The sequence below is a fragment of the Actinomadura sp. 7K534 genome, assembly GCF_004348575.1.
GTDB classification, from domain to species: domain Bacteria; phylum Actinomycetota; class Actinomycetes; order Streptosporangiales; family Streptosporangiaceae; genus Spirillospora; species Spirillospora livida.
Map to the genome: position 1 here is coordinate 1 of NZ_SMKB01000023.1, position 25,061 is coordinate 25,061.

23 protein-coding genes are annotated in these 25,061 nt (G+C 71.1%); 13 read left to right on the top strand and 10 right to left on the bottom strand.

What is annotated here, in order from left to right; all coding sequences use genetic code 11:
• Positions 1-45 precede the first annotated feature (45 nt).
• From E1266_RS07465 to E1266_RS07475, 3 genes are read left to right on the top strand one after another with little or no spacing between them, the layout of a single operon-like run.
• Positions 46-645 (top strand): sulfite oxidase-like oxidoreductase, encoded by a 600-nt coding sequence (locus tag E1266_RS07465; protein ID WP_132045146.1) that lies wholly within the window; start codon positions 46-48, stop codon positions 643-645.
• On the top strand, positions 615-1,355 hold the full coding sequence (locus tag E1266_RS07470) for a ferredoxin reductase (RefSeq protein ID WP_132045148.1): 741 nt from the start codon (positions 615-617) through the stop codon (positions 1,353-1,355). The genes E1266_RS07465 and E1266_RS07470 overlap by 31 nt, the downstream gene beginning before the upstream one ends.
• 3 nt (positions 1,356-1,358) lie before the next feature.
• Entirely contained in the window at positions 1,359-1,622 is a 264-nt protein-coding gene (locus E1266_RS07475; RefSeq protein ID WP_132045150.1) for a DUF6510 family protein, read from the top strand.
• A 180-nt stretch (positions 1,623-1,802) separates the two neighbouring features.
• Here E1266_RS07475 and msrA read toward each other — a convergent pair whose 3' ends face one another.
• Together msrA and msrB are read right to left on the bottom strand one after the other, a co-directional pair.
• Entirely contained in the window at positions 1,803-2,309 is a 507-nt protein-coding gene (msrA, locus tag E1266_RS07480) for a peptide-methionine (S)-S-oxide reductase MsrA (RefSeq protein ID WP_132045152.1), read from the bottom strand.
• A 9-nt stretch (positions 2,310-2,318) separates the two neighbouring features.
• Positions 2,319-2,786 carry a peptide-methionine (R)-S-oxide reductase MsrB gene (gene msrB / locus E1266_RS07485; RefSeq protein ID WP_243718273.1) on the bottom strand — a complete coding sequence of 156 codons (468 nt, stop codon included), beginning with the start codon at positions 2,784-2,786 and terminating at the stop codon, positions 2,319-2,321.
• A gap of 390 nt (positions 2,787-3,176) precedes the next feature.
• Between msrB and E1266_RS07490 the strand changes: the two genes are divergently transcribed.
• From E1266_RS07490 to E1266_RS07520, 7 genes are all read left to right on the top strand, one after another.
• Positions 3,177-4,094 (top strand): NADP-dependent oxidoreductase, encoded by a 918-nt coding sequence (locus E1266_RS07490; RefSeq protein ID WP_132045156.1) that lies wholly within the window; start codon positions 3,177-3,179, stop codon positions 4,092-4,094.
• A gap of 51 nt (positions 4,095-4,145) precedes the next feature.
• Positions 4,146-4,775 carry a TetR/AcrR family transcriptional regulator gene (locus tag E1266_RS07495; protein ID WP_132045158.1) on the top strand — a complete coding sequence of 210 codons (630 nt, stop codon included), beginning with the start codon at positions 4,146-4,148 and terminating at the stop codon, positions 4,773-4,775.
• Between the two features lie 427 nt (positions 4,776-5,202).
• Positions 5,203-6,849: an ATP-binding protein gene (locus E1266_RS07500; RefSeq protein ID WP_207945480.1), complete on the top strand. Its 1,647-nt coding sequence runs from the start codon at positions 5,203-5,205 to the stop codon at positions 6,847-6,849.
• A 92-nt stretch (positions 6,850-6,941) separates the two neighbouring features.
• A complete protein-coding gene (locus E1266_RS07505; RefSeq protein WP_132045160.1) occupies positions 6,942-7,355 on the top strand; it encodes a roadblock/LC7 domain-containing protein in 414 nt (137 codons plus the stop codon).
• The gene (locus tag E1266_RS07510) at positions 7,352-7,717 is read left to right on the top strand and encodes a DUF742 domain-containing protein (RefSeq protein WP_132045162.1); all 366 of its coding nucleotides are present in this window, start codon (positions 7,352-7,354) and stop codon (positions 7,715-7,717) included. The genes E1266_RS07505 and E1266_RS07510 overlap by 4 nt, the downstream gene beginning before the upstream one ends.
• Positions 7,718-7,763: 46 nt before the next feature.
• On the top strand, positions 7,764-8,342 hold the full coding sequence (locus tag E1266_RS07515) for an ATP/GTP-binding protein (protein ID WP_243718278.1): 579 nt from the start codon (positions 7,764-7,766) through the stop codon (positions 8,340-8,342).
• On the top strand, positions 8,339-9,619 hold the full coding sequence (locus tag E1266_RS07520) for a cytochrome P450 (protein ID WP_132045166.1): 1,281 nt from the start codon (positions 8,339-8,341) through the stop codon (positions 9,617-9,619). The genes E1266_RS07515 and E1266_RS07520 overlap by 4 nt, the downstream gene beginning before the upstream one ends.
• Here the strand turns inward: E1266_RS07520 and E1266_RS07525 are convergent.
• Complete coding sequence (locus E1266_RS07525) at positions 9,603-10,820, bottom strand: cytochrome P450 (protein ID WP_132045168.1); 1,218 nt, start codon at positions 10,818-10,820, stop codon at positions 9,603-9,605. The genes E1266_RS07520 and E1266_RS07525 overlap by 17 nt on opposite strands.
• A gap of 278 nt (positions 10,821-11,098) precedes the next feature.
• Between E1266_RS07525 and E1266_RS07530 the strand changes: the two genes are divergently transcribed.
• Positions 11,099-11,569 (top strand): hypothetical protein, encoded by a 471-nt coding sequence (locus E1266_RS07530; RefSeq protein ID WP_132045170.1) that lies wholly within the window; start codon positions 11,099-11,101, stop codon positions 11,567-11,569.
• Between the two features lie 100 nt (positions 11,570-11,669).
• Here the strand turns inward: E1266_RS07530 and E1266_RS07535 are convergent, their stop codons facing one another.
• Genes E1266_RS07535 through E1266_RS07560 form a run of 6 tightly spaced genes read right to left on the bottom strand, consistent with a single transcriptional unit; the run spans position 11,670 to position 20,344 of the window.
• On the bottom strand, positions 11,670-14,705 hold the full coding sequence (locus tag E1266_RS07535; RefSeq protein ID WP_165965972.1) for an AAA family ATPase: 3,036 nt from the start codon (positions 14,703-14,705) through the stop codon (positions 11,670-11,672).
• Positions 14,706-14,756: 51 nt separating this feature from the next.
• A complete protein-coding gene (locus E1266_RS07540; RefSeq protein ID WP_132045173.1) occupies positions 14,757-15,749 on the bottom strand; it encodes a LacI family DNA-binding transcriptional regulator in 993 nt (330 codons plus the stop codon).
• Complete coding sequence (locus E1266_RS07545; protein WP_207945481.1) at positions 15,746-17,161, bottom strand: GH1 family beta-glucosidase; 1,416 nt, start codon at positions 17,159-17,161, stop codon at positions 15,746-15,748. Before E1266_RS07545 ends, E1266_RS07540 begins: the two co-directional genes overlap by 4 nt.
• A gap of 35 nt (positions 17,162-17,196) precedes the next feature.
• Positions 17,197-18,078 carry a carbohydrate ABC transporter permease gene (locus E1266_RS07550; RefSeq protein ID WP_243718274.1) on the bottom strand — a complete coding sequence of 294 codons (882 nt, stop codon included), beginning with the start codon at positions 18,076-18,078 and terminating at the stop codon, positions 17,197-17,199.
• Positions 18,075-19,046, bottom strand: a complete 972-nt coding sequence (locus E1266_RS07555) for a sugar ABC transporter permease (protein WP_132045177.1) — start codon at positions 19,044-19,046, stop codon at positions 18,075-18,077. Before E1266_RS07555 ends, E1266_RS07550 begins: the two co-directional genes overlap by 4 nt.
• Positions 19,043-20,344 carry an extracellular solute-binding protein gene (locus tag E1266_RS07560; RefSeq protein WP_132045179.1) on the bottom strand — a complete coding sequence of 434 codons (1,302 nt, stop codon included), beginning with the start codon at positions 20,342-20,344 and terminating at the stop codon, positions 19,043-19,045. Before E1266_RS07560 ends, E1266_RS07555 begins: the two co-directional genes overlap by 4 nt.
• Before the next feature lie 285 nt (positions 20,345-20,629).
• Between E1266_RS07560 and E1266_RS07565 the strand changes: the two genes are divergently transcribed.
• Positions 20,630-22,021, top strand: coding sequence for a glycoside hydrolase family 16 protein (locus E1266_RS07565; protein WP_132045181.1), 1,392 nt, complete (start codon positions 20,630-20,632; stop codon positions 22,019-22,021).
• Positions 22,022-22,275: 254 nt separating this feature from the next.
• Positions 22,276-23,739 (top strand): rifampin monooxygenase, encoded by a 1,464-nt coding sequence (gene rox, locus E1266_RS07570; protein ID WP_132045183.1) that lies wholly within the window; start codon positions 22,276-22,278, stop codon positions 23,737-23,739.
• Between the two features lie 72 nt (positions 23,740-23,811).
• Here rox and E1266_RS07575 read toward each other — a convergent pair whose 3' ends face one another.
• A complete protein-coding gene (locus tag E1266_RS07575; protein WP_243718275.1) occupies positions 23,812-24,909 on the bottom strand; it encodes a hypothetical protein in 1,098 nt (365 codons plus the stop codon).
• Positions 24,910-25,061 lie beyond the last annotated feature (152 nt).

Consider the following 25,061-nt stretch of genomic DNA (forward strand, 5'->3'; position numbering starts at 1 on the left):
GGCATGGCGTTCGCGTCGATGCCCTCCGGCCGGGAAGGGGTTGTGATGGGGATCGTTTCGCCGGGCTTTCGCGGGCGTGGGCGTGGGAGGGACGTCGAGCTTCCTCCCGGTCAGTACCTGACGGAGGACTTCCCCGTCCTGTCGGCCGGTCCTACGCCGCGGGTCGGCAAGGAGGACTGGGAGTTCACCGTCACGACCGAGAGCGGCCGGGAGTACAGCTGGGACTGGCGCCAGTTCATGGAGCTGCCCAGCGAGACTCCGACCGTCGACATCCACTGCGTCACCAAATGGTCCAAGCTCGGCACCCGGTGGCAGGGGGTGTCGCTGGACACGCTGCTGGCCGACGTGGACACCGCCGCCGACTACATGCTCGCCCACTCCTACGGTGGCTACACCACGAACATGCCGCTGCAGGACGTCCTGGACGGGCAGGCGTGGATCGCGTACCGCTTCGACGGCGAGGATCTCCCCGCCGAGCACGGGGGTCCGGCCCGCCTGCTGGTGCCGCACCTGTACTTCTGGAAGTCCGCCAAGTGGGTGCGCGGCATCCGCCTGCTCGACCAGGACGAGCCGGGCTTCTGGGAGACGGCCGGTTACCACGACTACGGGGACCCATGGCGCGAACAGCGGTACCAAGGCGACTGACCTGGCGCGTCGCGCGGCTCGCCGAGACGCGGACCGAGACGCCCACCGCCGACACGCTGGTGTTCGACGTCCCGGACTGGCCCGGCCACGCGGCGGGCCAGCACGTCGACGTACGGCTCACCGCCGAGGACGGCTACAGCGCCCAGCGCAGCTACTCGATCGCCGCGCCCGCCGACGGCGACCGGGTCGAGCTGACCGTGCAGCGCGTGCCGGACGGCGAGGTCTCGTCCTACCTGGCCGGGGGCCTGTCGCGCGGCGACCCGGTGGAGATCCGCGGGCCGGTGGGCGGCTGGTTCGTCTGGCGCCCGGAGTCCACGGCGCCGGTGCTGCTGGTCGCCGGCGGGTCGGGGATCGTGCCGCTGATGGCGATGATCCGCGCCCGCGGGCAGGCCGGCAGCCGCACCCCGTTCCGGCTCGTCTACTCGGTGCGGACGCCCGCGGACCGGTTCTACAGGGCCGAGTTGCGCCGCGGAGCCCCCGGCCTGGACGTCGCCTACCTCTACACCCGCGAGGCGCCCGACGGCGGGCGGCCGCCCGGACGGCTCACGGTCGCCGACCTCAACAGCCACGGGTGGCCCGCCGATTTCGAGCCGGACTGCTTCGTCTGCGGCCCGACCGGGTTCGTGGAGACGGCCGCCGACCAGCTGCTGGCCCTCGGCCACGACGCCCGCAAGATCAAGACCGAGCGCTTCGGCCCGACAGGAGGCTGACCGATGAGCGACGACTACCAGGACGGCAACGCGCTGGCCGGCCCGCTGGGCGAGATCCTCGCATTCGACGTCACCACCGCCGAAGCCAGCTGCGCGTGCTGCGCCCGCACCGGCCCGGTCGCGACCCTGCGCCTCTACGAACGCGCCCCGGGACTCGTCGCCCGCTGCCCCGCCTGCGAAGAGGTCGTCCTGCGCATGGTCCGGACACCGGACGCCGCATGGCTCGACATGCGCGGCATCACCTCGCTGCGCATTCCCCTTCCTTGATACCGGCGAACGCGGGACGACCGGCTGGGATGGCCTTGAGCAGCGTGTCGAGTTCCGGGTTCTGATCCCAGTCCATTCCTGAACCCTTTCGCCTGCTGAACCCTTTCGCCGGGCCGGTCGCCCGGGCCGACCACGACGCCGGGCCGGCCCGCGGAACCGGGGTCCGCGGGCCGGCGGGTGTCAGGCCGTCTCCCGCTTGGGGAGCTTCCACCCCGGGCGGGGGAAGTGGCAGGTGTAGCCGTTGGGGTAGTTCTGCAGGTAGTTCTGGTGCTCGGGCTCGGCCTCCCAGAAGTCGCCCGCCGGGGCGACCTCGGTGACGACCTTGCCGGGCCACAGACCCGAGGCGTCGACGTCGGCGATCGTGTCCTCCGCGACGCGCTTCTGCTCGTCGCTGGTGTAGAAGATCGCCGAGCGGTAGCTCATGCCGATGTCGTTGCCCTGGCGGTTCTTCGTCGAAGGGTCGTGGATCTGGAAGAAGAATTCCAGCAGCGCACGGAAGTCGGTCTGCTCGGGGTCGTAGACGACCTCGATGGACTCCGCGTGGGTGCCGTGGTTGCGGTAGGTGGCGTTCGGGACGTCGCCGCCGCTGTACCCGACGCGCGTGGACACGACACCGGGCTGGTGGCGGAACAGCTCTTCCATGCCCCAGAAGCAGCCGCCGGCGAGGATCGCCTTCTCGTAATTCACGTCGTCTCCTTACTTGCCCTCGGTGTCACTCGTGAACAGGGTCCGGTACTCGCCATACCCCGCCTCTTCCAGGTCGTCGAGGTGAATGAACCGCAACGACGCGGAGTTGATGCAGTAGCGCAGGCCGCCCTCGTCGGCGGGGCCGTCGGGGAAGATGTGGCCGAGGTGGCTGTCCCCGTGCAGTGAGCGGGCCTCCGTCCGGATCATTCCGTGGCTGGAGTCTTCGCGCTCGACGACGTTCGTCCGGGCGATCGGCCTCGTGAAGCTCGGCCAGCCGGTGCCGCTGTCGTACTTGTCGGCGGATGCGAACAGCGGCTCGCCGGACACGACGTCGACGTAGATGCCGGGTTCGTGGTTGTCCCAGTAGGCGTTGGCGAACGGGCGCTCGGTGCCGTCCTGCTGAGTCACGCGGTACTGCTCCGGATCGAGCCGCGAGACGGCTTCCGGGTTCTTGTGGTACTGGGTCTGCCGGGTCACGGCTCTCCCTTCCCGGCCTTGCGGCGTGAGACTGCGGAACCAGGTGGAACGCACCTGGACGCACAGGTACAGACGCTCCGCGGCCCGATTGTATTCCCCACGCAACTGGACCCTATGGTCCCAAAGATCGTTCAACTTCGGACCGACGCCACCCAGGGTCATCCCGGCGCCTCCCGCCCTCACAATAAGGTCACAACGCAACTGGAGACCTGCCGGGCGACGCGGACGTCCTAACAATATTGGACTATCGAGTCCATACTTGACCGAGCCTCGACGGCCCCACCCATGACGACCGACCGTCCGATGTGGACCGACTGTCGATGGCGGGGAACCAGTGTGGTGAACGGCGATGTCGTGCGGGCAGGAGCTGAAGCGAGGGAGGTGCGTCTGATGAAGGCGATCGTGGTGACGGACGAGGCCGCGGGGACGGCCGGGATGACGCTGGTGGAGCGGCCGGAGCCGGAGCCGGCGGGGAACGATGTCGTCGTTCGGGTCCATGCGTCGGGATTCACCCCCGGCGAGCTGACATGGCCCGGAACCTGGACGGACCGCCTCGGCCGTGACCGGACGCCGTCGATTCCCGGGCACGAACTGGCCGGGGTGGTCAGCGCTCTCGGCTACGGCACGAGGGGGCTCTCGGTGGGACAGCGGGTGTTCGGGCTCACCGACTGGACCCGCGACGGCACTCTGGCGGAGTACACGGCCGTCGAGGCGCGCAACCTCGCGCCGCTGCCCGGCGATGTCGACTTCATCGTGGGCGCGAGCCTGCCGATCTCGGGCTTGACCGCGTGGCAGGGGCTGTTCGTGCACGGCCGCTTCCAGGTGGGGCAGAGCATCCTCGTCCACGGCGCGGCCGGCGGAGTCGGCTCGATGGTGACGCAGCTCGCCCGGCAGGCCGGCGCCTACGTCATCGGCACCGGACGTGCCGCCGACCGGCAGACGGCGCTCGACTTCGGCGCGCGGGAGTTCGTCGACCTCGACGACGACTCGCTGGACGACGCCGGCGGAGTCGATCTCGTGTTCGACGTCATCGGCGGTGACATCGGGAAGCGGTCCGCACGCCTGATCCGGCCCGGAGGAATGCTGGTGACCATCGCGGGCCCGCCCGAGGCGCGCCCCGCCGACGGCCTGGCGGTCGACTTCGTCGTCGAGGCCGATCGCGCGCAACTGAGCGAGATCGTCGAGCGGGTGCGGGACGGGCGGCTGCGGACGAATATCGGCCGCGTTGCGCCCCTCGACGACGCCGTCGCCGCCTTCAACCCGACCGAACGGATCAAGGGGAAGACGATCATCCGCGTCCATCCGTAAGGACCCTCGGCGCGCCCCGCCCCGATCATCCCGGCCGGTAGCCTTGCCTGCGTGACCGGGTCGGAGAGTGCCGATCAGAGGCCGAGGCTCACGCGTCGCGGCGCGGCGACCAGGCGGCGCATCATCGAGGCCGCGGCCGAACTCATGTACGTGCGGGGCGTCAGTTCGACCACCCTCGACGAGGTCCGCGCCGCCAGCGCCACGAGCAAGTCTCAGCTCTACAAGCACTTCGCCGACAAGGAGCAGCTGGTCCGCGCCGTGGTCCAGTTCCGCGCGGAAGAGATCATGGAGCGCGAGCACGCTGCGCTGCAGCGCCTCAGATCGTTCAACGGCCTGGTTCGGTGGAGGGACGCCCTCGTCCAGCGCAACGCCCTCCAGAAGGGCGCGTACGGCTGCATCCTCGGTTCGATCGCCGGCGAGGTCTCCGACCGGGACGAGGTCGCCCGCATTGCCCTCGCGGAGACCTTCGAAGCGTGGGAACAGCTCATCGAGGCCGGCCTGCGTCGCATGCAGGAGGCCCGGACACTCGCCGCCGAAGCCGACCCTCGGCAACTTGCGATCGGCCTGATAGCAGCGCTGCAAGGGGGCTATCTGCTGGCCCAGACCGCCCATGACATCAGGCCCATGGAGATTGCCCTCGACATGGCACTCGACCATGTCCGGTTGTACGTCTCGACCTGATTAGCGCGGCGTTCACCTGCCGGCAATCGCTCCGACAATGCGGCTGTCCCTCAGCGGGGTGAATCCGCCGAGGCTGCTGATGATGATCATTTAGGGCCGCCGCTTCGGGGTCCGATTTCTTGATCATGGTTCGGCCGCGCGGGACGGGCGGATCTTCGGTTGGACAGGGCTCCGGATTGGAACGGTCCACGGCCTTTGCCTGGGGATTCTGCGGATTAGGGTGATCGTCCTTGAAGTTGGGTATTTGGAGCAAATTGGACAGTCGTTCGCTGAAGTATCTCCCCTTACTCCCGTGTCTTCGTGCATCATGGGTTGCGCCCCATTTCGGGGTTCGTGCGTGTTGAGGTCCGCATCCGGGTTGACGCCCACTGTCCACAGGGCTTGCGCACGATTCATCAGCCAGCCCCTCGCTCAAAGGACAGGATGGATGCCGGTACCCGCAGGCCGATTCCGCATCGAGCGCGCTCCGCTGGAACGCGCACTCCTGGCGTTGCTCATCACGGCGATCGTCGGCGGCAGCGCCTGGCTGGCCACCCTCCTCGCCGTCGGCCCGCACTCCCGCGCCGTGGTCGCGGCCGGCGGGGGGACCATGGTCCTCGCGCTCAGCGCCGCCGTCGCGGTCGCCGTGTACTTCGCCGCGGACAACCGGCGGCTGCACGGCCGGCTGGCGCAGATCACCGTCCAGGACGACCGGCTGGAGCGACAGCTCGCGGAGCTGGTCGACGGGCCGCTGCCCACCCTGGTCGCCCGGCTGCGCGACGGCGCCCCGCCCGAGAAGGTGCTGGTCGGCTTCCCGCCGGTGACCGACCGGGCCCTCGGACGGCTGCTGCGCATCGTCGTGGACGGCCTCGCGGCCGGCCAGCGGGCGGAGGCGCAGGTGCGGGCGGAGTCGGCCGCACTGGACGCGGAGGTGGCCTGGCTCGCCGACACCGCGCTGCCCGCCCTGGCCACCCGGATCAGGCAGGACCGGGCGGGCGTGCCCGCCGTCCTGGCCGAGCTCACGGAACCCGCCCACGACTCGACGCGGCGCGTCCTGCACCGGGTCGCCGAGGACCTCGCCGAGGGCGAGCGGACCAGCGCCGCCGCGCTGGCGGCCTGCGCGAGCGCCGCCGCGCGGATCCAGGCGCGGACGACCCGGATGCTCGGCGAGCTGCGCGAGCTGGAGGACCGCTACGGCGACGACAAGGTCTTCGGCGACCTGCTCGGCCTCGACCACGACGTCTCCCAGCTGGGCCGGCTGGCCGACAGCATCGCGCTGCTCAGCGGCGGCCGGTCGGGGCGGCGCTGGACCAAGCCGATCGTCATGGAGAGCGTGCTGCGCGGCGCCATGGGCCGGATCGGCGCGTACCAGCGCGTCCAGTACCACCTGACCAGCACCGCCGCGGTCGCCGGCTTCGCCGCGGAGGGCGTGATCCACGCGCTGGCGGAGCTGATGGACAACGCCGCCAACTTCTCCCCGCAGGGCAGCATCGTGCACGTGTACGTCGAGGAGGAGGACGCGGGGATCCTCGTCACGATCGAGGACGGCGGCCTCGGCATGCGGCAGCGCGAACGGCAGCGCGCCGAGCGGCTCGTCTCCGAGGCCGCGGACCTCAGCTCGCTGCCCGGCACCAGGCTCGGCCTGGCCGTCGTCGGCCGGCTCGCCCGCAAGCACGACCTGCGGGTCAGCTTCCGCCCGTCCTCGCGCGGCGGGATCGGCGTGATCGTGCTGATCCCCGCCAAGCTCATCGTCTACACCCCGCCGGAGGCCGCGGACGCGGAGTACGCGGCCGTTCCCGCCGCGCGCCGTCCGGTGGAGCCGAAGCGCGAGGTCGCGATGCCCGAGTCGGACGGCATGGAATCCGATGATCTGGTCCTGCCCAAACGCAGACGCGGCGCGGCCCTCGCGAGCGCGCCCGCGGGACGGCCCGCGGTGAGCGAGCCCCGTCCGCGCGACACGGGGACCCGGTTCGCCGCGTTCCGCCAGTCCGCGGCCGGCGCCCCGGCCGCGGCCGAGCCGGACGAGGCCGGGACCGACGTGACCGGGGGCGGGAGAACAGGCTCAGGGGGGACCGGGCCCGCCGCGGACGAGTGAGATCCGCGGCAGGCCCCGCGGGGAACGACGAACAGCAGGATCCACAGATGGGAGGAGGGGCGTCCCCGGACCACCGGCCGCCCTGGGAACGGATGAACACCGATCAGCGTGATCTTGACTGGTTGCTCGCGGGCCTCGTGGACCGCGCACCGGGTGCCCGGCACGTCCTGGTGCTGTCCAGCGACGGCCTCAAGATCTGCTTCACGGCCGGCCTCGACGAGGACCGGGCGGACCAGCTCGCCGCCATCGCGTCCGGCATCCAGAGCCTGTCGCTGAGCGCGTCCGCCGAGTTCGGCGAGGGCCTCGGAGCGGGTCAGTCGATGGTGGAGTTCGCCGGCGGCGTCCTGCTCATCGTCCCGGCGGGCCAGGGCGCGCACCTGGCCGTGGTCGCGGACGAGATGGCGGACGTCGGCCTGGTGGGGCACTGCATGAACGAGCTGGTCGAGCAGATCGGCGGATACCTGACGGCCGCGCCACGCAGACTCGAGCACGACGTCCGCTCATGAACCCCCGCCCTCTCGACAGGGAGGACCCCGACCGGCTCTACACCGTGACGCGGGGACGCTCCGAGGCGGGCGACGACACGCTCGACCTGGTGGCACTGATCGTCGCCGAGGACGAGCCCGAGCCCGGCATGCAGTCCGAGCACGCCGCGATCCTGCGGCTCTGCCGCTTCAACCCGGTCGCGGTCGTCGAGCTGTCCGCCCGGTTGCGGCTGCCGGTGAGCGTGCTGAAGATCCTACTGCTCGACCTGCGCGACATGGGCCGCATCACCGTCCGCCATCCGTCCTCGGCCGCCGCCCCAACCGCGTACGCGGCCGACCTGGAAACGCTGAAGCAGGTGCTCGTTGGACTCGAAAGCATTTGACCCGGCAGCGGGCGCACAGCCCGGCGACCGGTTCGCCGGGACGCCGCTGCGGCAGACCGCGCGGGACGCGCTGAAGATCGTGATCGTCGGCGGGTTCGGCGTCGGCAAGACCACCATGGTCGGCTCGGTGAGCGAGATCAGGCCGCTCAGCACCGAGGAGACCATGACGCGGGCCGGGATCGGGATCGACGACCCCGGCCGGGTCGAGTCGAAGCGCACCACCACGGTCGCCTTCGACTTCGGCCGCATCTCCCTGGACGAGCAGCGGGTGCTCTACCTGTTCGGGGCGCCCGGCCAGGAGCGGTTCTGGTTCCTGTGGGACCAGCTGTTCTCCGGAAGCCTCGGCGCCATCGTCCTGGTGGACACGCGCCGGCTGGAGGAGTGCTTCTACAGCGTCGACCGCCTCGAAGCGCACGCCATGCCGTTCGTGGTGGCGGTCAACCGGTTCGACGGCCCGCGGCCGCGGCTCGACCGGGTCCGGGACGCGCTCTCCCTCGACGACGGGATCCCGCTGGTCGAGTGCGACGCCCGCACCCGGGAGTCCTCCAAGTCCGTGCTCATCACGCTCGTCCGGCACCTCGCCCAGCTCCGCGAACCGTCCGCCGTCCAGGAGGTCGCACCGTGACCGAATCGTCCGTCCCGTCGTCCGCCCCCGCCGGGGACAGCCCGCAGGACGACGGCGCCGTGCGGCTGTACGGGGCCGCCGTCGCCCGGGACCCCGACACGCTCTACCGCGAACTGCGCCGGGACCACGGCCCCGTGGTCCCGGTCCTGCTGGACGGCGACGTCCCCGCGTGGTTCGTCGTCGGCTACCGCGAGGTCAACCACATCACCAGCAACCCCATGCTGTTCGCGCGCGACTGCCGGCGCTGGAACGCCTGGGACCAGGTCCCCGACGACTGGCCGCTCATGCCCTACGTCGGGTGGACGCCGTCGGTGATGTTCGCCGAGGGGGAGGAGCACCAGCGGCGGGCCGGCGCGATCGGCGACGCCCTCGACGCCGTCCACCGCACCGAGCTCGCCGCCGTCTGCGAGGAGCTCGCCGACGGGCTCATCGACGAGTTCGCCGGGACCGGGGAGGCCGACCTCGTCGACCAGTACTCGCACCGCATCCCGCTGCTGGTCATCGCCCGGCTCTTCGGGCTGCCCGACTCCGATGTGCCCACCCTCGTCCAGGACGTCGCCGAGTCCCTGGACGCCGACGAGAAGGCCGTCGCGGCGCACCAGCGCATCCAGCAGCGCATGACGGACCTGGTCGCCGAGCGGCAGCGGCGCCCGGGACCGGACTTCCCGTCCCGGCTGCTCGCGCATCCGGCCGGGCTCAGCGCCGAAGAGGTGATCATCGACCTGCTGGTGGTGATGGCCGCCGCGCAGCAGCCCACCGGCAACTGGATCGGCAACGCCCTGCGGCTGATGCTGGTCGACGACCACTTCTCCATGACGTTCCAGGGCGGCAGGAGCAGCGTCGACCAGGCGCTCACCCAGGTGCTCTGGGAGGACACCCCCACCCAGAACTTCATCGGCCGCTGGGCGGTGCACGGCTGCCGGCTCGGGGGGCGCGACATCCGCGCCGGCGACCTGCTGGTCATGGGGCTGGCCGCGGCGAACGCCGACCCCCAGGTCAGGCCCGAGGCCGGCGCCGCCACCGGCAACCGCGCGCACCTGTCGTTCGGGCACGGCGAGCACGGCTGCCCGTTCCCCGCCCCGGAGCACGCCGAGGTCATCGCGCGGACGGCCATCGAGGTGCTGCTCGACCGCCTGCCGGACATCGAGCTGGCCGTCGCGCCGGACGACCTGCAGTGGCGGCCGTCCTTCTGGATGCGGGGCCTGCACTCGCTCCCCGTCACCTTCAGTCCGGCCGCCCACCGGCTCGGCGCGGTGCCGTTCAGCCCTGAGGCGTGAACTCCAGCGGCAGGCGCGCGGGGCCGCGGGTGAACACACCGTGTTCGACCGGTTCGGCCCCGTCCGCCAGCCGGACGTCGGGCATGGCGTCCAGCAGCATGTTCGTCCCGACCTCGATCTCCGTCTTGGCCAGCAGCGCGCCGACGCAGAAGTGCCGTCCCAGCGCGAACGCCAGGTGGTCGGCCGCGGCGGAGAACGCGCTCGTGGTGGTCAGGTCGTCCCGGAAGATGTCGAAGCGGCCGGGGTCCCGGTAGCGCTCGGGGTCCCGGTTGGCCGCGCCGATCAGGCAGGTGACCGTGCTGCCGGCGGGGATCGTCCCGCCGGTGACCGCCACGTCCTCGGCCGGCTGCCGCATGATCATGTGGACGGGCGGCGAGTAGCGCAGCGTCTCGGCGAACGCCCGCGGGATCAGCTCGCGGTCCCGCTGCACGGCCGCGAGCTGGTCCGGGTGGGTGAGCAGGTTCGCGAACAGCGCGGAGACGGCCTTGTCGGTCGTCTCACCGCCCGCGGCCAGGAGCAGGCTGACGAACGCCTTGATGTCCTCGTCGCTCATCCGCGTCCCGTCGATCTCCGCCAGGCACAGCCGCGACAGCAGGTCGTCCCCGGGCTCCTCGCGGCGGCGGGCGATGATCGGGAGCATGTAGGCGGCGAGTTCCTCCCGGGTCCGCAGCCCGGCCTCCGCGACCTCGGGATCCTGGGCGAGGTTCCCCAGGAACGCGATGATCGAGGTGTACCAGCGCTGGAACCGCGCGTGGTCCGCCTGGTCGAGCCCGAGCATGTCGACGATGACGTTGATCGGGAAGTGCGTGCTGAACTGGCCTACCAGTTCCACCCTTCCCGCGTCGCGGAAATCGTCGATCAGGGTGCGCGCGTTCCGCTCGATGACCGGCAGGAATCTGTCCCGCAGCTCGTCACCGCGGAACGCGGGCGCCACCAGGCCCCGCCGGACCGCGTGCTCCCGGCCGCTGAGCTGCAGAATCGTCCGCCCGTGCACGGGTTCGAGCTGCCAGTCGTAATTCGCGGTGGTGAACACCGGGTCCCGGAAGGCCCGCGCCACGTCCTCGTACCGTGAGATCACGTAGCTCTGCGTCCCCTCATGCCAGAAGAGCGGCGCCTTCTCGCGCAGCACTCCATAGGCGCTGTAGGGGTCGGCGGCAAAGCCGTCCGCCAAGATATCGGGAAGTTCCGGACTGGTGGTCATTCCACTCCCATGAACGTGATTCGGTCACCGTTGCCGAGATTAGGAACCCACCGGGGTAAAGTCCAGATAACCCGGGTTTCGGACACGCCAACGACCGACCGAAATCAACCACTTCATTGAGTGATGACAGATTCGGGCCTCTCCTCAGAAGTTCCGCAGCCCGTCCCCGGCTCCTTCTCAAGCGCCGAGCAGCCGGGACGTCCCAGACTCGGAATCGCACGGGGCGCGCCGATCCGGCGCAGCGCCCCTGATGACCGAGCGAGACGAAGGGCGTCACCATGCAGAAGAACACCGCTCACCTCAAGCACGCGGCGCGCGGCCTCACCGTCCTCGGCGCGGCGGGGGCGACCGCCGCCGGTCTTCTCCTCGGGGCGCTCCCCGCCCACGCCGCGACCTTGCAGCCGGCCCTGTTCCCCGATCACATCGAGTTCCTCGGCAACGAGAACAACAGCGACGTCTCCGGGCCCGTGAAGCTCTCCATCCACCCCGACGGGACCTGGAACATCTACTCGAAGACCCGCAACGGGCGGCCCGCCTTCCGGCACGTCCACTGGACGTGCGTCGTCACCGTGCAGGACGGCTCGGCGACCAACTCGATCAGGGTCGACACCCATGTCGTCAAGATCAGGAGGAAGAGCAGCCACACGTTCGACGTGTCCGGCACCAGCACGCAGTTCGCCGCCAACTACAACGCGATCATCGACCCCAGGTTCACCAGGACCGACTGCGACATCCACTTCGGCAAGTGAGTCCGCGGGCCGCCTCGGCTTGAACTGACCGCCGGCGGGCCGCTCGCGGAGCGGCGGCCCGCCGGCGCGGCATGTGGGACGACGCCCCGAATCCGCCGGGTCAGGAAAGGCGTTCGAGGAGTGGCTCGACGCGGCGGGCGATGCGCGCGAAGCCGAACCGGCCGGCGGTCGCCCTCGCCTCGGCGGCGAGGGCGACCGCCCGGCCGGGTTCGACCCCGGCGAGCAGTTCGGCGTAGGCGAGCCGGGTGCGGGCGGCGAACAGGGGTGCCCGGAGGCGGCGGTTGACGGTGAGGGCGAGGTCGTAGGCGGCGGCCGCGTCGTCGATGCGGCCGAGGGTCGCGAGCGCGAGACCGAGCCCGTAGGCGATCGACCCCTCGGTGGTCGCGCCGGTGCTGGCGACCTGGTTCCGCCAGCGGCCGAGGACCGGCACGAGCCGGTACGCGGGCGCGGGGAGGGCCAGCCTGTGGCACACCTCCGCCCACAGCATCAGGGTCGTCGACCAGAACTGGGGCGCGCCGCCGGACGAGACGTCGAGGCGGCCGGTCAGCGCCCGGGCGTCCGATTCGCGGCCGAGCTCGCACCATACGTGGGCGAGGCCGGCCCGGAAGACCTGCAGCTCAGGGTTCTCCTCAAGGATCTGCTCGATGGCCTCGGCCACTTCGGCGAGGCGGTCCTGGGCGCGGCGGATCTGGAAGACCTGTCCGGCGTAGCCGAAGAACGCCTCGGGCTGCCCGGTCGCGGCGCCGATCTCGAACGCGGCGTGGGCGGCGGCCTCGGCTCCGTCCAGGTCGCCGTCCAGGAAGAGGTGGATCGACCGCGTCTGCTCGTTCGTCCAGCGGACGTACGGTTCCGGGCTCCGCGCGGCGAACGAGTTCCGGATGCGCTTCTCCCGGTTCATCGCCTCGCGGTCGCCGCGTTCGAGCGCGATCTCCTCGTAGGACATCGAGAGCATGCCGCGCAGCTGTGCGTCGCCGGTGCGTTCCGCGGCGGCGACGCCCTCGTGCAGCAGCGGCACCCGGCGTTCGAGCGCGTCCGGGGTGCGCAGCGCGCTCTCGGCGAGGCGCGCGGCGCGCGCGATGACGCGGTCGTCGCCGGCCTCGCGTGCCAGCGCCAGCGCACGCGAGGCGGCCTCTTCGACCTGCTCGTCCGGCGCACCGTGGAGCTCGATGGCGAGGATCGCCTGGAGGAGCGCCCCGTCGGGCTTGCGGGGCCGCGTCGCGATCGCGCACCGCAGGATCTCGACCCGCTCCTCGTCGATCGTCCCGAACTGGCTGACGTCGCCGCGGTTGTTGGCCAGGGCCGCGCGTACGAGGAGGTCGTCGTGCCCGAGGTCGATCGCGAGACGCCCGGCCTCGAGCAGCGATTCGCGGTGTGCGGGGTCACCGGCCTGGCGCTGCGCGGTCCCCAGTCCGACGAGGGCCTCGCAACGACGCGTCAGGTCGTCGGCGGGGAGGAGCTCAAGGGTTCGGCCGTACCAGGTGACCGCTTCATCGGGTGCGAGGTGGGCCAGCGCGTAGTCGCCCGCCCGCTGGGCGTGGCCGGCGGCCTTGGCGCGGTTGTGCGGGGCGAGGGCGTGCATCCAGTGGTGGGCGATCTCGCCGGCCTGCTCGCCCGCGTCGCCGTTTCGCCGCTCCAGCGCCACGGCGACCGCCTCGTGGGAGATCGCGCGCGCGGTGGGGTTCAGCTCCGCGTACAGGGTGCGGGCGACGATGGCGTGCGTGAACGCGAACCGCCCGGCCGCGTCGGTGACGAGCGCGTTGTCCACGGCCGGCGCGAGGCGCTCGAACGTGCGGGCCGGGTCTTCGCCGAGCAGTTCGGAGAGCAGGTCGAGCTCGAAGTCCCGGCCGATGATCGACGCGGTGTCGAGTGCGCTGCGCGTTCCGGGTCCGAGGCGCTCGACGCGGCGGTCCACGACCTCGCGCACGCTGACGGGCAGCCCTCTGGTCTGGAGGTGGTTCGGAGCCGTCCAGCGGCCGTCGTCCTGCTTGCCGACGGCGCCGGTCTCGGCGAGGTGGCGGAGGATCTCGGTGACGAAGAACGGGTTGCCCTCCGTCTCGGCCCGTAACTCGTCGCGCAACGCGAGCCCGTCGCCGTCCATCTCGTGGCCCGCGACCACCTCCAGGAGGTCGAGCACCTCGCCGTCGTCGAGACCGCGTAACGCCAGCCGGGTGATGCCCGGTTCGCGATGGGTCGCGGCCAGCAGCGCGGTCAGCGGGTGCGAGGCGTCGATGTCGGAGTCCCGGAACGTCCCGACCATCAGCACCGGGGCCGTCAGGGCCCGCTCGACGAGATGGCGCGCGACAGCGAGCGTCTGCACGTCCGCCCAATGCAGGTCGTCGAGCACGACGAGCGCCGGCCTGCCGTGTTCCGCGACCGCGCCGAGCACGTCGACGACCGAGTTGTAGACCGCGAACCGCGCCGAATCGGACTCCAGGTCGATCGCGCCCGTGCCGCCCAGCAGCGGCGCGAGCGCCTCGCGGCGGCCGGTGAAGACGTCGGGGACATCGCGGTCGAGACTCGTCAGCACTTCCCGCCAGGGCTGGTACGGGATCGACAGTTCCTCGTCGCAGCGCCCGTACAGGACCACCGCCTCGCGGTGCGTCGCAGCCGCGAACACCGAGCACAGCGTCGTCTTGCCGATCCCGGCCTCGCCGCTCACGAACACCACCCGCCGGTGCCCCGAGGCGGCGACCTCCTTCCAGGCGCCGGCGAGCACCGTGCGCTCGTGCTCCCGGCCGGCGAACCCCAGCCCCGACGACACCGCCAGCCGAGCGGGCAGGGAGGCGTCGCGCGGTGCCTCCGGCCCGCGCCCGGCCGCGGTCTGCACGACCGTCCCGACGAACTGGTAGCCGCGCCGGAACACGGTGCGGATCAGCCGCTGGTCCCGGCCGGTGTCACCGATCGCCGCGCGGGCGGTCCGGAGCGCCGTGGTGACCGCGGCGTCGCTCACGAAGCGGTCGCCCCACACGGCGTCGAGGAGTTCTTCCTTGGACACGACCCGGTCGCGGTGCGAGATCAGGTGGTGGAGGACGTCGAGCGCCCGCGGCTCGACCGGTACGCGTTTCCCCGCGAGCCGGAGTTCGCATAAAGAGGCATCAAGCTCGTAACCGTCAAAAAGGTACGAAGCCCCATCCACGGCGTGGATTTTATCACCGACGCACAAGCGGACCGGGGTGGCCGCGGCGGGTCAGGTGGAGTCGCGGACGATGAGGTCGGTGGGGAAGATCACCGGGTCCGCCTTGTCGTCGACTCCGTCGACGAGCATCTGGACGATGGTCCTGGCGACCTCGGCGATCGGCTGCCGGACGGTGGTCAGCGGCGGATCGGTGAAGCGGGCGGCGTCGATGTCGTCGAAGCCGACGACGGCGACGTCCTCGGGGACGCGGCGGCCCGACTTCCGCAGCGTGTACAGGGCGCCGATCGCCATCAGGTCGCTCGCGGCGAACACCGCGTCGAGGTCCGGATCGTCCTCCAGGAGCTGGCTCATCGCCGCCGCCCCCGACTCGCGGGTGAAGTCCCCGATGGCGGCCAGCGACCGGCGGCCGCTGTCGGAGAGCAGCTCCCGGTAGCCGGCCAGCCGGTCCAGCGCCGCGGACATGTCGGGCGGGCCGCTGATGGTGGCGATGCGCCGCCGGCCCCGGGACAGGAGGTGCTGCACGGCGGCCCGCGCGCCCCCGGTGTTGTCGGCGTCGCAGTACGGGGGCCTCGCGGTGGACACCGGCCGGCCGTGCGACACCACGGGCACGCCCGTCCGCAGGAGCGCCGCGGGCAGCGGGTCCGCGCCGTGCTGGGACAGCAGGATGACGCCGTCCACGTGGCCGCCCGCGACGTACCGCTCGACCCTCGCCTGCCCCGCCGGCGACGACGGCATCATCAGCACGACCTGCCGGTCGACGGCCTCCAGCTCCTGGCTCACCGTGCGGATGACCTGGGAGAAGAAGGGGTCGTCGGAGAAGACGCGGGCGGGCGGCTCGGAGACCACCAGCCCGATCGACCCGGTGCGCTGGGTGACCAGGCTGCGGGCCGCCGAGTTCGGGACGTAGCCGAGCTCCTCCACCGCGCGCAGCACGGCCGCGCGGATCTCGGGGTTCACGGTGTCGGCTCCGTTGACCACGCGCGACACCGTGGCGCGGGAGACCCCCGCCCTGGCCGCCACGGCCTCCAGCGTGGGACGTCTCATGCCGGTTCTCCCCCGAGTCCGTTGCGGGCGATGACGTCGCGGAACCACCGCGCGCTGTCCTTGGGCAGGCGGCGCCCGCCGGCGTAGTCGACGTAGACGATGCCGAACCGCTTGCCGTAGCCCTCGGCCCACTCGAAATTGTCCAGAAGCGACCATACGAGATACCCGCGCAGGTCCGCACCGGCGGTGAGCGCGGCGTGCGCGGCGCGCAGATGCCCGTCGAGGTACCGGATGCGGGCGTCGTCGCGCACCCGCCCGTCCGGGTCGGGGACGTCGTCGAACGCCGCGCCGTTCTCGGTGACGACGAGCGGCACGCCCGGGTAGTCGCGGCTCAGCCGGATCAGGAGGTCGCCCAGGCCGTCCGGGACGATGGGCCAGCCCATCGCCGTCAGCGGCGGCACGGCCGGCGGGAACGCGATGCCCGCGGAGCCGGGGTAGGCGGGGTTCGCCGGGTTGCCGGGGGCGGCCGCCACGTAGGTGGGGTTGTAGTAGTTGATGCCGAGCGAGTCGATCGGCTCGGCGAGCACGGTCAGGTCGTCACCGCGGATGTGGTCGAGTCCCCCGTGCCGTGCCGCCACCGCTAGCACCGGCTCCGCGTACGCGCCGCGCAGCACAGGGTCGAGGAACTGCCGGTTCAGCATCGCGTCCACCAGGTCGGCGGCGGCCGCGTCCTGCTCCGAGGTGCCGCCCGCGACGATCGGGGCGAGGTTGAGGGTCAGCGAGACGCGGCGGGCCCCGCCCTCCCGCAGCCGCCGCGCGGCCAGGCCGTGCGCCAGGAGCAGGTGGTGCGCGGCGCGGAAGGCGTCGGCGGCGCTGGTCCGGCCGGGGGCGTGCACGCCGGCCGCGTAGCCGAGGTACGCGGCCACCCAGGGCTCGTTGACCGTCGTCCAGGTGTCGACGCGGTCGGCGAGGCGGTCGTGCACGATGCCGGTGTAGTCGGCGAAGCGCAGCGCGGTGTCGCGGGCCGTCCAGCCGCCGCGGTCCTCCAGCGCCTGCGGCAGGTCCCAGTGGTAGAGGGTGGCGTACGGCGTGATCCCGGCCTGGAGCAGCTCGTCGACCAGCCGGTCGTAGAAGCCGATGCCGCGGGGGTTGACCGGGCCGGAGCCGTCGGGCTGCACCCGCGGCCAGGCCACCGAGAAGCGGTAGGCGGGCAGGCCCAGGCCGGCCATCAGGCCGATGTCGTCGCGGAACCGGTGGTAGTGGTCGCATGCCACGTCGCCGGTGTCCCCGCCCGCGACCTTGCCCGGGACGCGGCTGAAGGTGTCCCAGATCGAGGGGCCGCGTCCGTCGTCCCGAGCCGCGCCCTCGATCTGGTACGCCGCGGTGGCGGCGCCCCAGACGAAGCCGGGCGGGAAGGTCAGGGGCCGGGCGTCGGTATGGGGCGTCTCGGTATCGGGCGTGGTGGCCGTCATCGTTCTGGCTGGTCTCTCCGCTGGCGAGTGGTGGCTCATGCTTTGAGGGCGCCGTCCATGATCCCGCTGATGATCTGCCGCCCGAACAGCACGAAGACGGCGAGCAGCGGCAGCGTGGCCACCGCGGTGCCGGTGAACATCAGCGAGTAGTCGGTGTAGTAGGCGCCGTTCAGCAGGTTGAGGGAGTACTGGACGGTGGGGTTGTCGGGGTCGAGCACGGCCAGCGGCCAGATGAACTCGTTCCAGGTCTGCATGAACGTGAACAGGCCGAGGACGGCCATGGCCGGGCGCATGACGGGCAGGACCACGCTCCAGTAGATGCGGAAGGTCGAGCAGCCGTCGATGCGGGCGCTCTCGATGAGCTCGTCGGGGAGGGCCTGCATCGTGTACTGCCGCATCATGAACACGCCGAACCCGGTGACCAGGAACGGCACGATGACGGCCTGCAGCTCGCCCGTCCAGCCGATCTCGGCCATCAGCATGTACAGCGGGATGATGCCCATCTGCACCGGCACCATCATCGTCGCCAGCATGACCAGGAGCAGCGCGCCGCGGCCGCGGAAGCGCAGCTTGGCGAAGGCGAAGCCGGCGAGCGAGGCGAACAGCAGCGTGGAGACGGTGACCGTCGTGGCGGCGATGGCGGAGTTGACCAGCCCGAGGGTGAAGTGCGCCTGCTCGTTGCCGAACAGCCGGGACAGGTTGCGGCCGAGCTCGCCGCCCGGGACGAGCGGCGGCGGCGTCGAGCCCACGACGTCGTTCGTGCGGGTCGCGACGACGAGCATCCAGTAGATGGGGAACACCGACAGCACGATCGTCGCCAGCAGCGTGATCCGGGTGAGGGGGCCGGCGTTCCACAGCCCCGCGATGGCGCCGCCGCGCTTCGCCCGGGGCCGCGCGGGCGTCTTATCGATCATCATTTGGTTCCGCCCATGCGTCGCAGCCACATGAAGTTGAGGAGGGATCCGAGCAGGATGAGCATGAAGAGCATCCAGGAGACGGCGGACGCGTAGCCGTAGTCGAACCGCCGGAAGGCGTTCTCGAACATGTACATCGTGACCGTCTGGAACTGCCGCAGCGATCCCCCGGCCATGTCGCCGTTGCCGAACAGCAGCGGCTCGGTGAACAGCTGGAACCCGCCGATCGTGGAGACGATCGCGGTGAAGATGATGGTCGGCCGCAGCATCGGCAGCGTGATCGACCAGAACTGGCGGGCGCGGGAGGCGCCGTCGATCGCCGCGGCCTCGTACAGGTCGCGCGGGATCGACTGCATCGCGGCCAGGTAGATCAGCGCGTTGTAGCCCGTCCAGCGCCAGTCGACCATCACCGAGATCGCCAGCCAGGACGTCCAGCGCCGCGCGGTCCAGTCGAGGTTCTCCACCCCGAACCAGCCGAGCACCCAGTTGACCATGCCGAAGTCGCGGCTGAACAGCTGCCCGAAGACGATGGCCACCGCGGCGATCGAGGTGACCATCGGGACGAGCACCCCCATGCGCACCAGCGTCCGCGCGCGCATCCGCTGGTTGAGCGCGTTCGCCAGCACCAGCGCGAGCAGCAGCTGCGGGACGGTGGCGATGACGAACATGCCGAGGGTGTTGCGGACCGAGTTCCAGAACTGCGGGTCGGTCAGCACGAGCCGGAAGTTCTCCAGGCCCACGAACTCGCGGGTGCCGAGCAGCTCCCAGTCGTGCAGGGCCACCCAGACCGTGTAGCCCATCGGGAAGAGCCCGAAGAGGAAGAAGAGCAGGAAGTACGGGGAGATGAACAGGTAGGGCGAGAGCTTCACGTCCCACCGGGCGAGCACGGTGCGCACCCCGCGCCGCGGGGGCGGGGGCCCGGGCGGACGGACCGCCCGGGCTCCCGCGCGGGAGCCGATGGAGACCGTCATCGAGCCTCGCGTTCGGCGTCGTCGAGGGCCTTCTTCCATGCCGCGTCGGGCGCCAGCCTGCCCTGCTCCAGCGCGAGCAGCGCGTCCTCGAAGCGCTGCTGCACCGGGTTGGTGTCGGCGCCGAGGTAGAGCGGCTTGATCGCCTTGGCGCCGCGGGCGTAGATCTGCCCGACCGGGGCGTCGTTGAAGTACTCGTTCTTGAACGACGTCACCGCGGGGTCGTCCAGCGCCTGCGGGGACGAGGGCAGGTTGTTGCGCGCCTTGAACGCGGCGATCTGGCTCTGCACGCTGGTCAGGTACTTGGCCAGCTCAGCCGCCTCCGCGGCGTGCCGGCTCTGCTTCGGCACCGCGAGGAACGAGCCGCCGCGGCTGCCCGAGCCGCCCGGGATCGCCGCGACGTCCCACTTGCCGGACGCCTCCGCACCGGCGTTCTCCTTGATGACGCCCAGCATCCAGGACGGGCACGCGATGGTCGCGAACTTGGCCTGCTTGAAGCCGGAGCCCCAGCTGGGCTCGAACGACTTCAGCCCGGCCGACAGCCCGGCCTGCTGGATCTTCAGGGTCGTGTCCCACGCGCTCCGGACCGGCGGGTTGCCGCCGGCGACGAGCTTGCCGGAGGTGTCGAAGAACGTGTAGCCGGCGCTCTGGCTCGCGGTCTGGGCGAGGATCGTGTTGAAGAGGTTCACCGAGCCGTCGACGAACTTGGAGTCCTTCACCTCGGCGGCGTACTTCCGGCCGGTGTCGATGTAGGCGTCCCAGGTCGGCCAGAGCTCGCCGACCTCGTCGCGGTCGGTCGGCAGACCCGCCTTCTCGAACAGGTCGGTGCGGTAGCACATGGCGAGGCCGCCGATGTCGGTGCCCAGGCCGACCAGGTACTTCCCGGCGGGGCTGAGCGCCTGCTTCCACTTCCAGTCGAGGAATCCGCCCTTGAGCGAGCCCGCCCCGTGGTCGAGCAGGTTCACGAACTTGTCGGGGCTGGCCATGAACTTGGTGAGGATCCCCTCCTCGATGGCGACGACGTCGCCGGCGCCGCTGCCCGCGGCGATCCACTGCTCCAGGCGGGGCAGGTACTCGTCGAGCTGCACCACGTTGCGGTGCTTGATCTTGATGCCGGGGTGGTCGGCCTCGTACTGCTTGAACAGCTCCTCGTAGCCGAAGGTGCTGAACGTGTCGACGGTGAGCGTGACGGTGCCGTCCGAGTCGGCGTCGGAGCCCGCGTCTCCGCAGGCGGAGAGGCCGAGCGCCATGACGGCGACGGAGACGAGGCCGGAGACGAGACGGCGGTGTGATCTGCGCATGGCTGTCCTCGGGGGGAAGGTTTCGGGACCAACCTGGTTGGGCTGAGAGAGCGCTCTCGCAGAGGATGGCTTCACCTGGCAGGACTGTCAAGAGAGCGACGCTCCAGATGAAAGCGGATGAAGAAGTAGCTGGACATCACACCTGGTCAGAGATGTTGTGCATTCCAGAACATGAAAGAGAGCGCTCTCTAGCCCTTGACGGCTCCGCGCGGACGGACGACATTGGCCCCACCAGAGGGCAGGCACCCCCGCGCCTGCTCCACCCCAACTCTGGAGGCCCCCGCCATGACCCCATCGAGACGTCCACGCCTCTGGCGCAGGTGCGCTCTCGCCGTGGCCGCCGCCGCGCTCCCCGCGGCGGTCGCGACCGCCGCACTGGCCCCGCCGGCCGGCGCATCCGTCCCACCGCCCCCGGACGGCTGGAGCCTGGTCTGGAGCGACGACTTCGACGGCCCGGCCGGCGCGCTCCCCTCGTCCGCGAACTGGATCATCGACACCGGCCACGGCTATCCGGGCGGCCCCGCGAACTGGGGCACCGGCGAGATCCAGCGCTACACCGCCGACCCCGCCAACATCGGCCTGGACGGCGGCGGCAACCTGCGGATCACCCCGGTCAAGTCCTCTTCGGGCGAGTGGACGTCGGCGCGCATCGAGACCCAGCGCACCGATTTCAAGCCCGCCGACGGCCGCGTCCTGCGCATCGAGGGACGCCTCCAGATGCCCAACGTCACCGGCAGCCAGGCCCTCGGCTACTGGCCGGCGTTCTGGGCCCTCGGCTCCCCGTACCGGGGGAACTACCAGAACTGGCCGGCGATCGGCGAGTTCGACATCATGGAGAACGTCAACGGGATCAACTCGGTCTGGGGCGTCCTGCACTGCGGCACCAACCCCGGCGGGGCGTGCAACGAGTCCACCGGGATCGGCGCCAGCCGCACCTGCCCGGGGTCGACCTGCCAGTCGGCGATGCACACCTTCCGCTTCGAGTGGGACCGCAGCGCCAGCCCCAACCAGCTGCGCTGGTACGTGGACGGCCAGCAGTACCACAGCGTCAGCCAGAGCCAGCTCGACGCCACCACGTGGGCGAACATGACCCAGCACGCCGGCTACTTCCTGCTGCTCAACGTGGCCATGGGCGGCGCGTTCCCCAACGGCGTCGCCGGGCACGGCACGCCCACCGCCGACACCGTGTCGGGACGCCCCATGCTCGTCGACTACGTCGCGGTCTGGCAGAGCGGCGGCGGCACCGACCCCGAGCCGGGGGACCCCGTCGACGCGCGCTCGATCATCCAGGCCGAGAGCCGGCAGGCCCAGTCGGGCACGCAGCTCGAGACCACGACCGACTCCGGCGGCGGCCAGAACGTCGGCTACATCGGCAACGGCGACTGGCTGCGCTACGACGACGTCGCCTTCGGCGGCACAGCGGCGACGCAGTTCAAGGCGAGGGTCGCCTCGGGCGCGCCAGCGGGGGTGAGCGGTCTGGTGCAGGTCCGGCTGGACAGCCCGACGGGCCCGGTGCTCGGCAGCTTCGCGGTCGGCAACACGGGCGGCTGGCAGAGCTGGCGGACGATACCCGCCAACATCTCGGGCGTGACCGGCACCCGCACCGTCTACATCACGTTCAGCAGCGGCCAGCCGGCCGACTTCGTCAACCTCAACTGGTTCACGTTCTCCAGCTGAGGATCACCACCGACCGCCGCCGGGCCCGCCGAGGGCCCGGCGGCGGTGCCGTGGTTTCGGTCGGCCTCGCGGGAAAAGGGTTGGACGCGGGAAGCGCGGGCTTATAAGTTCCGGTCGACGTGACACCGCTTGAGGAGGTGAGACCCATGAACGTTGCAGCGAAGTGGGTGCTCCCCCTTCCCGTCACGGTCGGCGATTGAGGTAGGTGTCGCCGGGAGCGCCTCGCGATCAGGCACTCCTGAAAGGCAACACCGATGCGCTCATCGCATTTCACCGCCGACCCGTCGGCGAACACTACGGCCGAGCACGACGTCATCATCGCCGGGTGCGGGCCCACCGGCGCGATGCTGGCGGCCGAACTGCGGCTGCACGACGTGCGGGTACTCGTCCTGGAGAAGGAAACCGAGCCGGTGCCGTTCGTCCGCATCCTCGGGCTGCACATCCGCAGTCTCGAACTGATGGACATGCGCGGACTGCTGGAGCGGATCCTCCCTCATGGAAGGCGGCGTCCGGCCGCCGGATTCTTCGCCGCCATCACCAAGCCCGCGCCGGCGGGCCTGGACTCCGCGCACGCCTATCTGCTGGGCATCCCGCAGCGGGTGCTGGTCCGGCTGCTCGAAGAACACGCGATCGAGCGGGGGGCGCGGGTCAGGCACGGTTGCGCGGTGGCCGGGTTCGAGCAGGACGACGAAGGCGTGACCGTCGAGCTGGCCGACGGGGAACGGCTGCGTTCGCGCTATCTCGTCGGCTGCGACGGTGCCCGCAGTACCGTGCGCAAACTGCTCGGCGTCGGCTTCCCCGGCGAGCCCTCGCGGAACGAGACGCTGATGGGCGAGATGGAAGTGGGTGTTCCGCCGGAGGAGATCGCCGCCAGGACGGCCGAGGTCGGCGGGACCGGCAGCCGGTTCTGGCTCAGGCCCTTCGGGGAGGGGGTGTACAGCGTCGTCGTTCCCGCCGCGGAAGTCAGCGATCGGGCGGAACCGCCCACCCTGGAGGATTTCCAGCGGCAACTGCGCGCCATCGCCGGAACCGACTTCGGCGTCCACTCCCCGCGCTGGCTGTCCCGTTTCGGGGACGCCACCCGGCTGGCCGAGCGCTACCGGGTCGGGCGGGTGCTGCTGGCCGGCGATGCGGCGCACATTCATCCGCCGATCGGCGGTCAGGGCGTCAACCTCGGCGTTCAGGACGCGTTCAACCTGGGCTGGAAGCTCGCCGCGCAGGTCCGCGGCTGGGCACCGGAGACACTGCTGGACACCTACCAGGCCGAACGTCATCCCGTCGCCGCGGACGTGCTGGACAACACCCGCGCGCAGACGGAACTGACGTCCCCCGAGCCGGGCCCGCAGGCCGTCCGCAGGCTCCTCACCGAGCTGATGGACTTCAACGAGGTGAACCGCCATCTGACCGAGAAGATCACCGCGATCGGCATCCGCTACGACTTCGGGGAGGGCCCCGACCTGCTCGGCCGCCGCCTCCCCGGCATCGAGACGGGACAGGGCGGCCTCTACGGTCTGCTGCATCGCGGCCGCGGTCTGCTGCTGGACCGCACCGGACGCCTGACCGCCGGCGGCTGGGCGGACCGCGTCGACTACATCGCGGACCCCGCGGCGGCACTCGACGTCCCGTGCGTCCTGCTGCGCCCGGACGGCCACGTCGCCTGGATCGGCGACGACCAGCGGGACCTGGACGCCCACCTCTCCCGCTGGTTCGGCGACTGAGCGTCTCGGCCACCGCCGCGGTGCCCGTGCCATCTGCTGGTGCTGGCCGGAAGGCTTCTGTCCTGGCTCTGGTCAGCACCAGTAGAGGTTCGAGTTCGTGCGGGTCACGTTGCGGAGGACGATGTTGCTTCCAGTGCAGGGACTCCACCTGATGTTGGTGTTCGCCACATGCAGGTTCTGCAGGGTGATGTCACGGGACGGCGGGAACTCGGAGCGCGCGGCGATCCGGACCTCGCCGCCGCCGTCGATCGTGCCCGACGAGATCGTCGTGTTGTAGCAGTTCTCCAGCAGGACGGCGTTGTTGCCGGTGTAGGCGAGGTCGACCTGGTCGATCACGGCGCCGCCGCTCTCGGAGACGCAGAAGACGCCGCGGCCGCCGCCGCGGGCCTTGACGCTGCCCACGCGGATGTTGGTCGGATAGCCGTCCCCCACCCGGCCGTTGCGGTTGGCGAACCGCAGCGCGGCGTAGCCGGTGCCGGTACCGGCGCCGTCCGCGTCGACCCGGGTCACGGAGGCGTTGACGGTGTCGTTCAGCAGCAGGCCGGAGCCGCCGGTGTTCCGCGCCGTCACCCGGTTGATCGTGAGGCCGTCGACGCCGTAGGTCTCCACGCCGTGGGTGCTGCTCCCCGAGACGTACACCTGGTCGATGGCGATGTTCCGGGACCGGACGCTGCGGTCGCCGTGGTTGTCGATGCGTACGCCCAGCCCGCTGGACAGGCGCATCTGGATGTCACCGAGGACGACGTTCTCGACGTTCCGCATGAAGATCCCGTACAGGGGGCTTCCGGTGAGGTACAGGTAGCGCACCTCGATGTCGCGTGCCCCGCGCGCGTAGATCGGCGCCTGGTCACCGGAGCCCGAACCGGTGACGTTGACGGTGCCGCACACGTCGATCCCGGTGTAGCTCCGCATCGAGATCCGCGAGCCGGCGCTCATCGAGCCGTTGCCGCGTACGACCACCCACTCTTTGGAGGTGCGTCCCGAGGAGAGGCTGTCGATCGCGGCCTGCACGGCCGCCCGCATGTCGCCGCCGCTGTACACGGTCCGGCCGCCGTTGCGCGCGGTCCACGTCCCGCCGTTCTGCACCGCCTCGGCGTTGTAGGACGGACGGTCCCCGCACGCGGCGGCCGCGGGCGGCACCGAGACCCCCACCACCGCTCCCGAAGCCATCGGAACGGCCACCGCGAGCATGACGACGCGAGCGCGCCAACGGCGCGGCACCAAGGAGCGGATCAGCACGGCACTCACCTCGAACCGAATCTAGAAAGCGCTTTCACCCGCATTGAAACGGCTGCGCTCCCCCACGCTCAACCCGCCTTCCA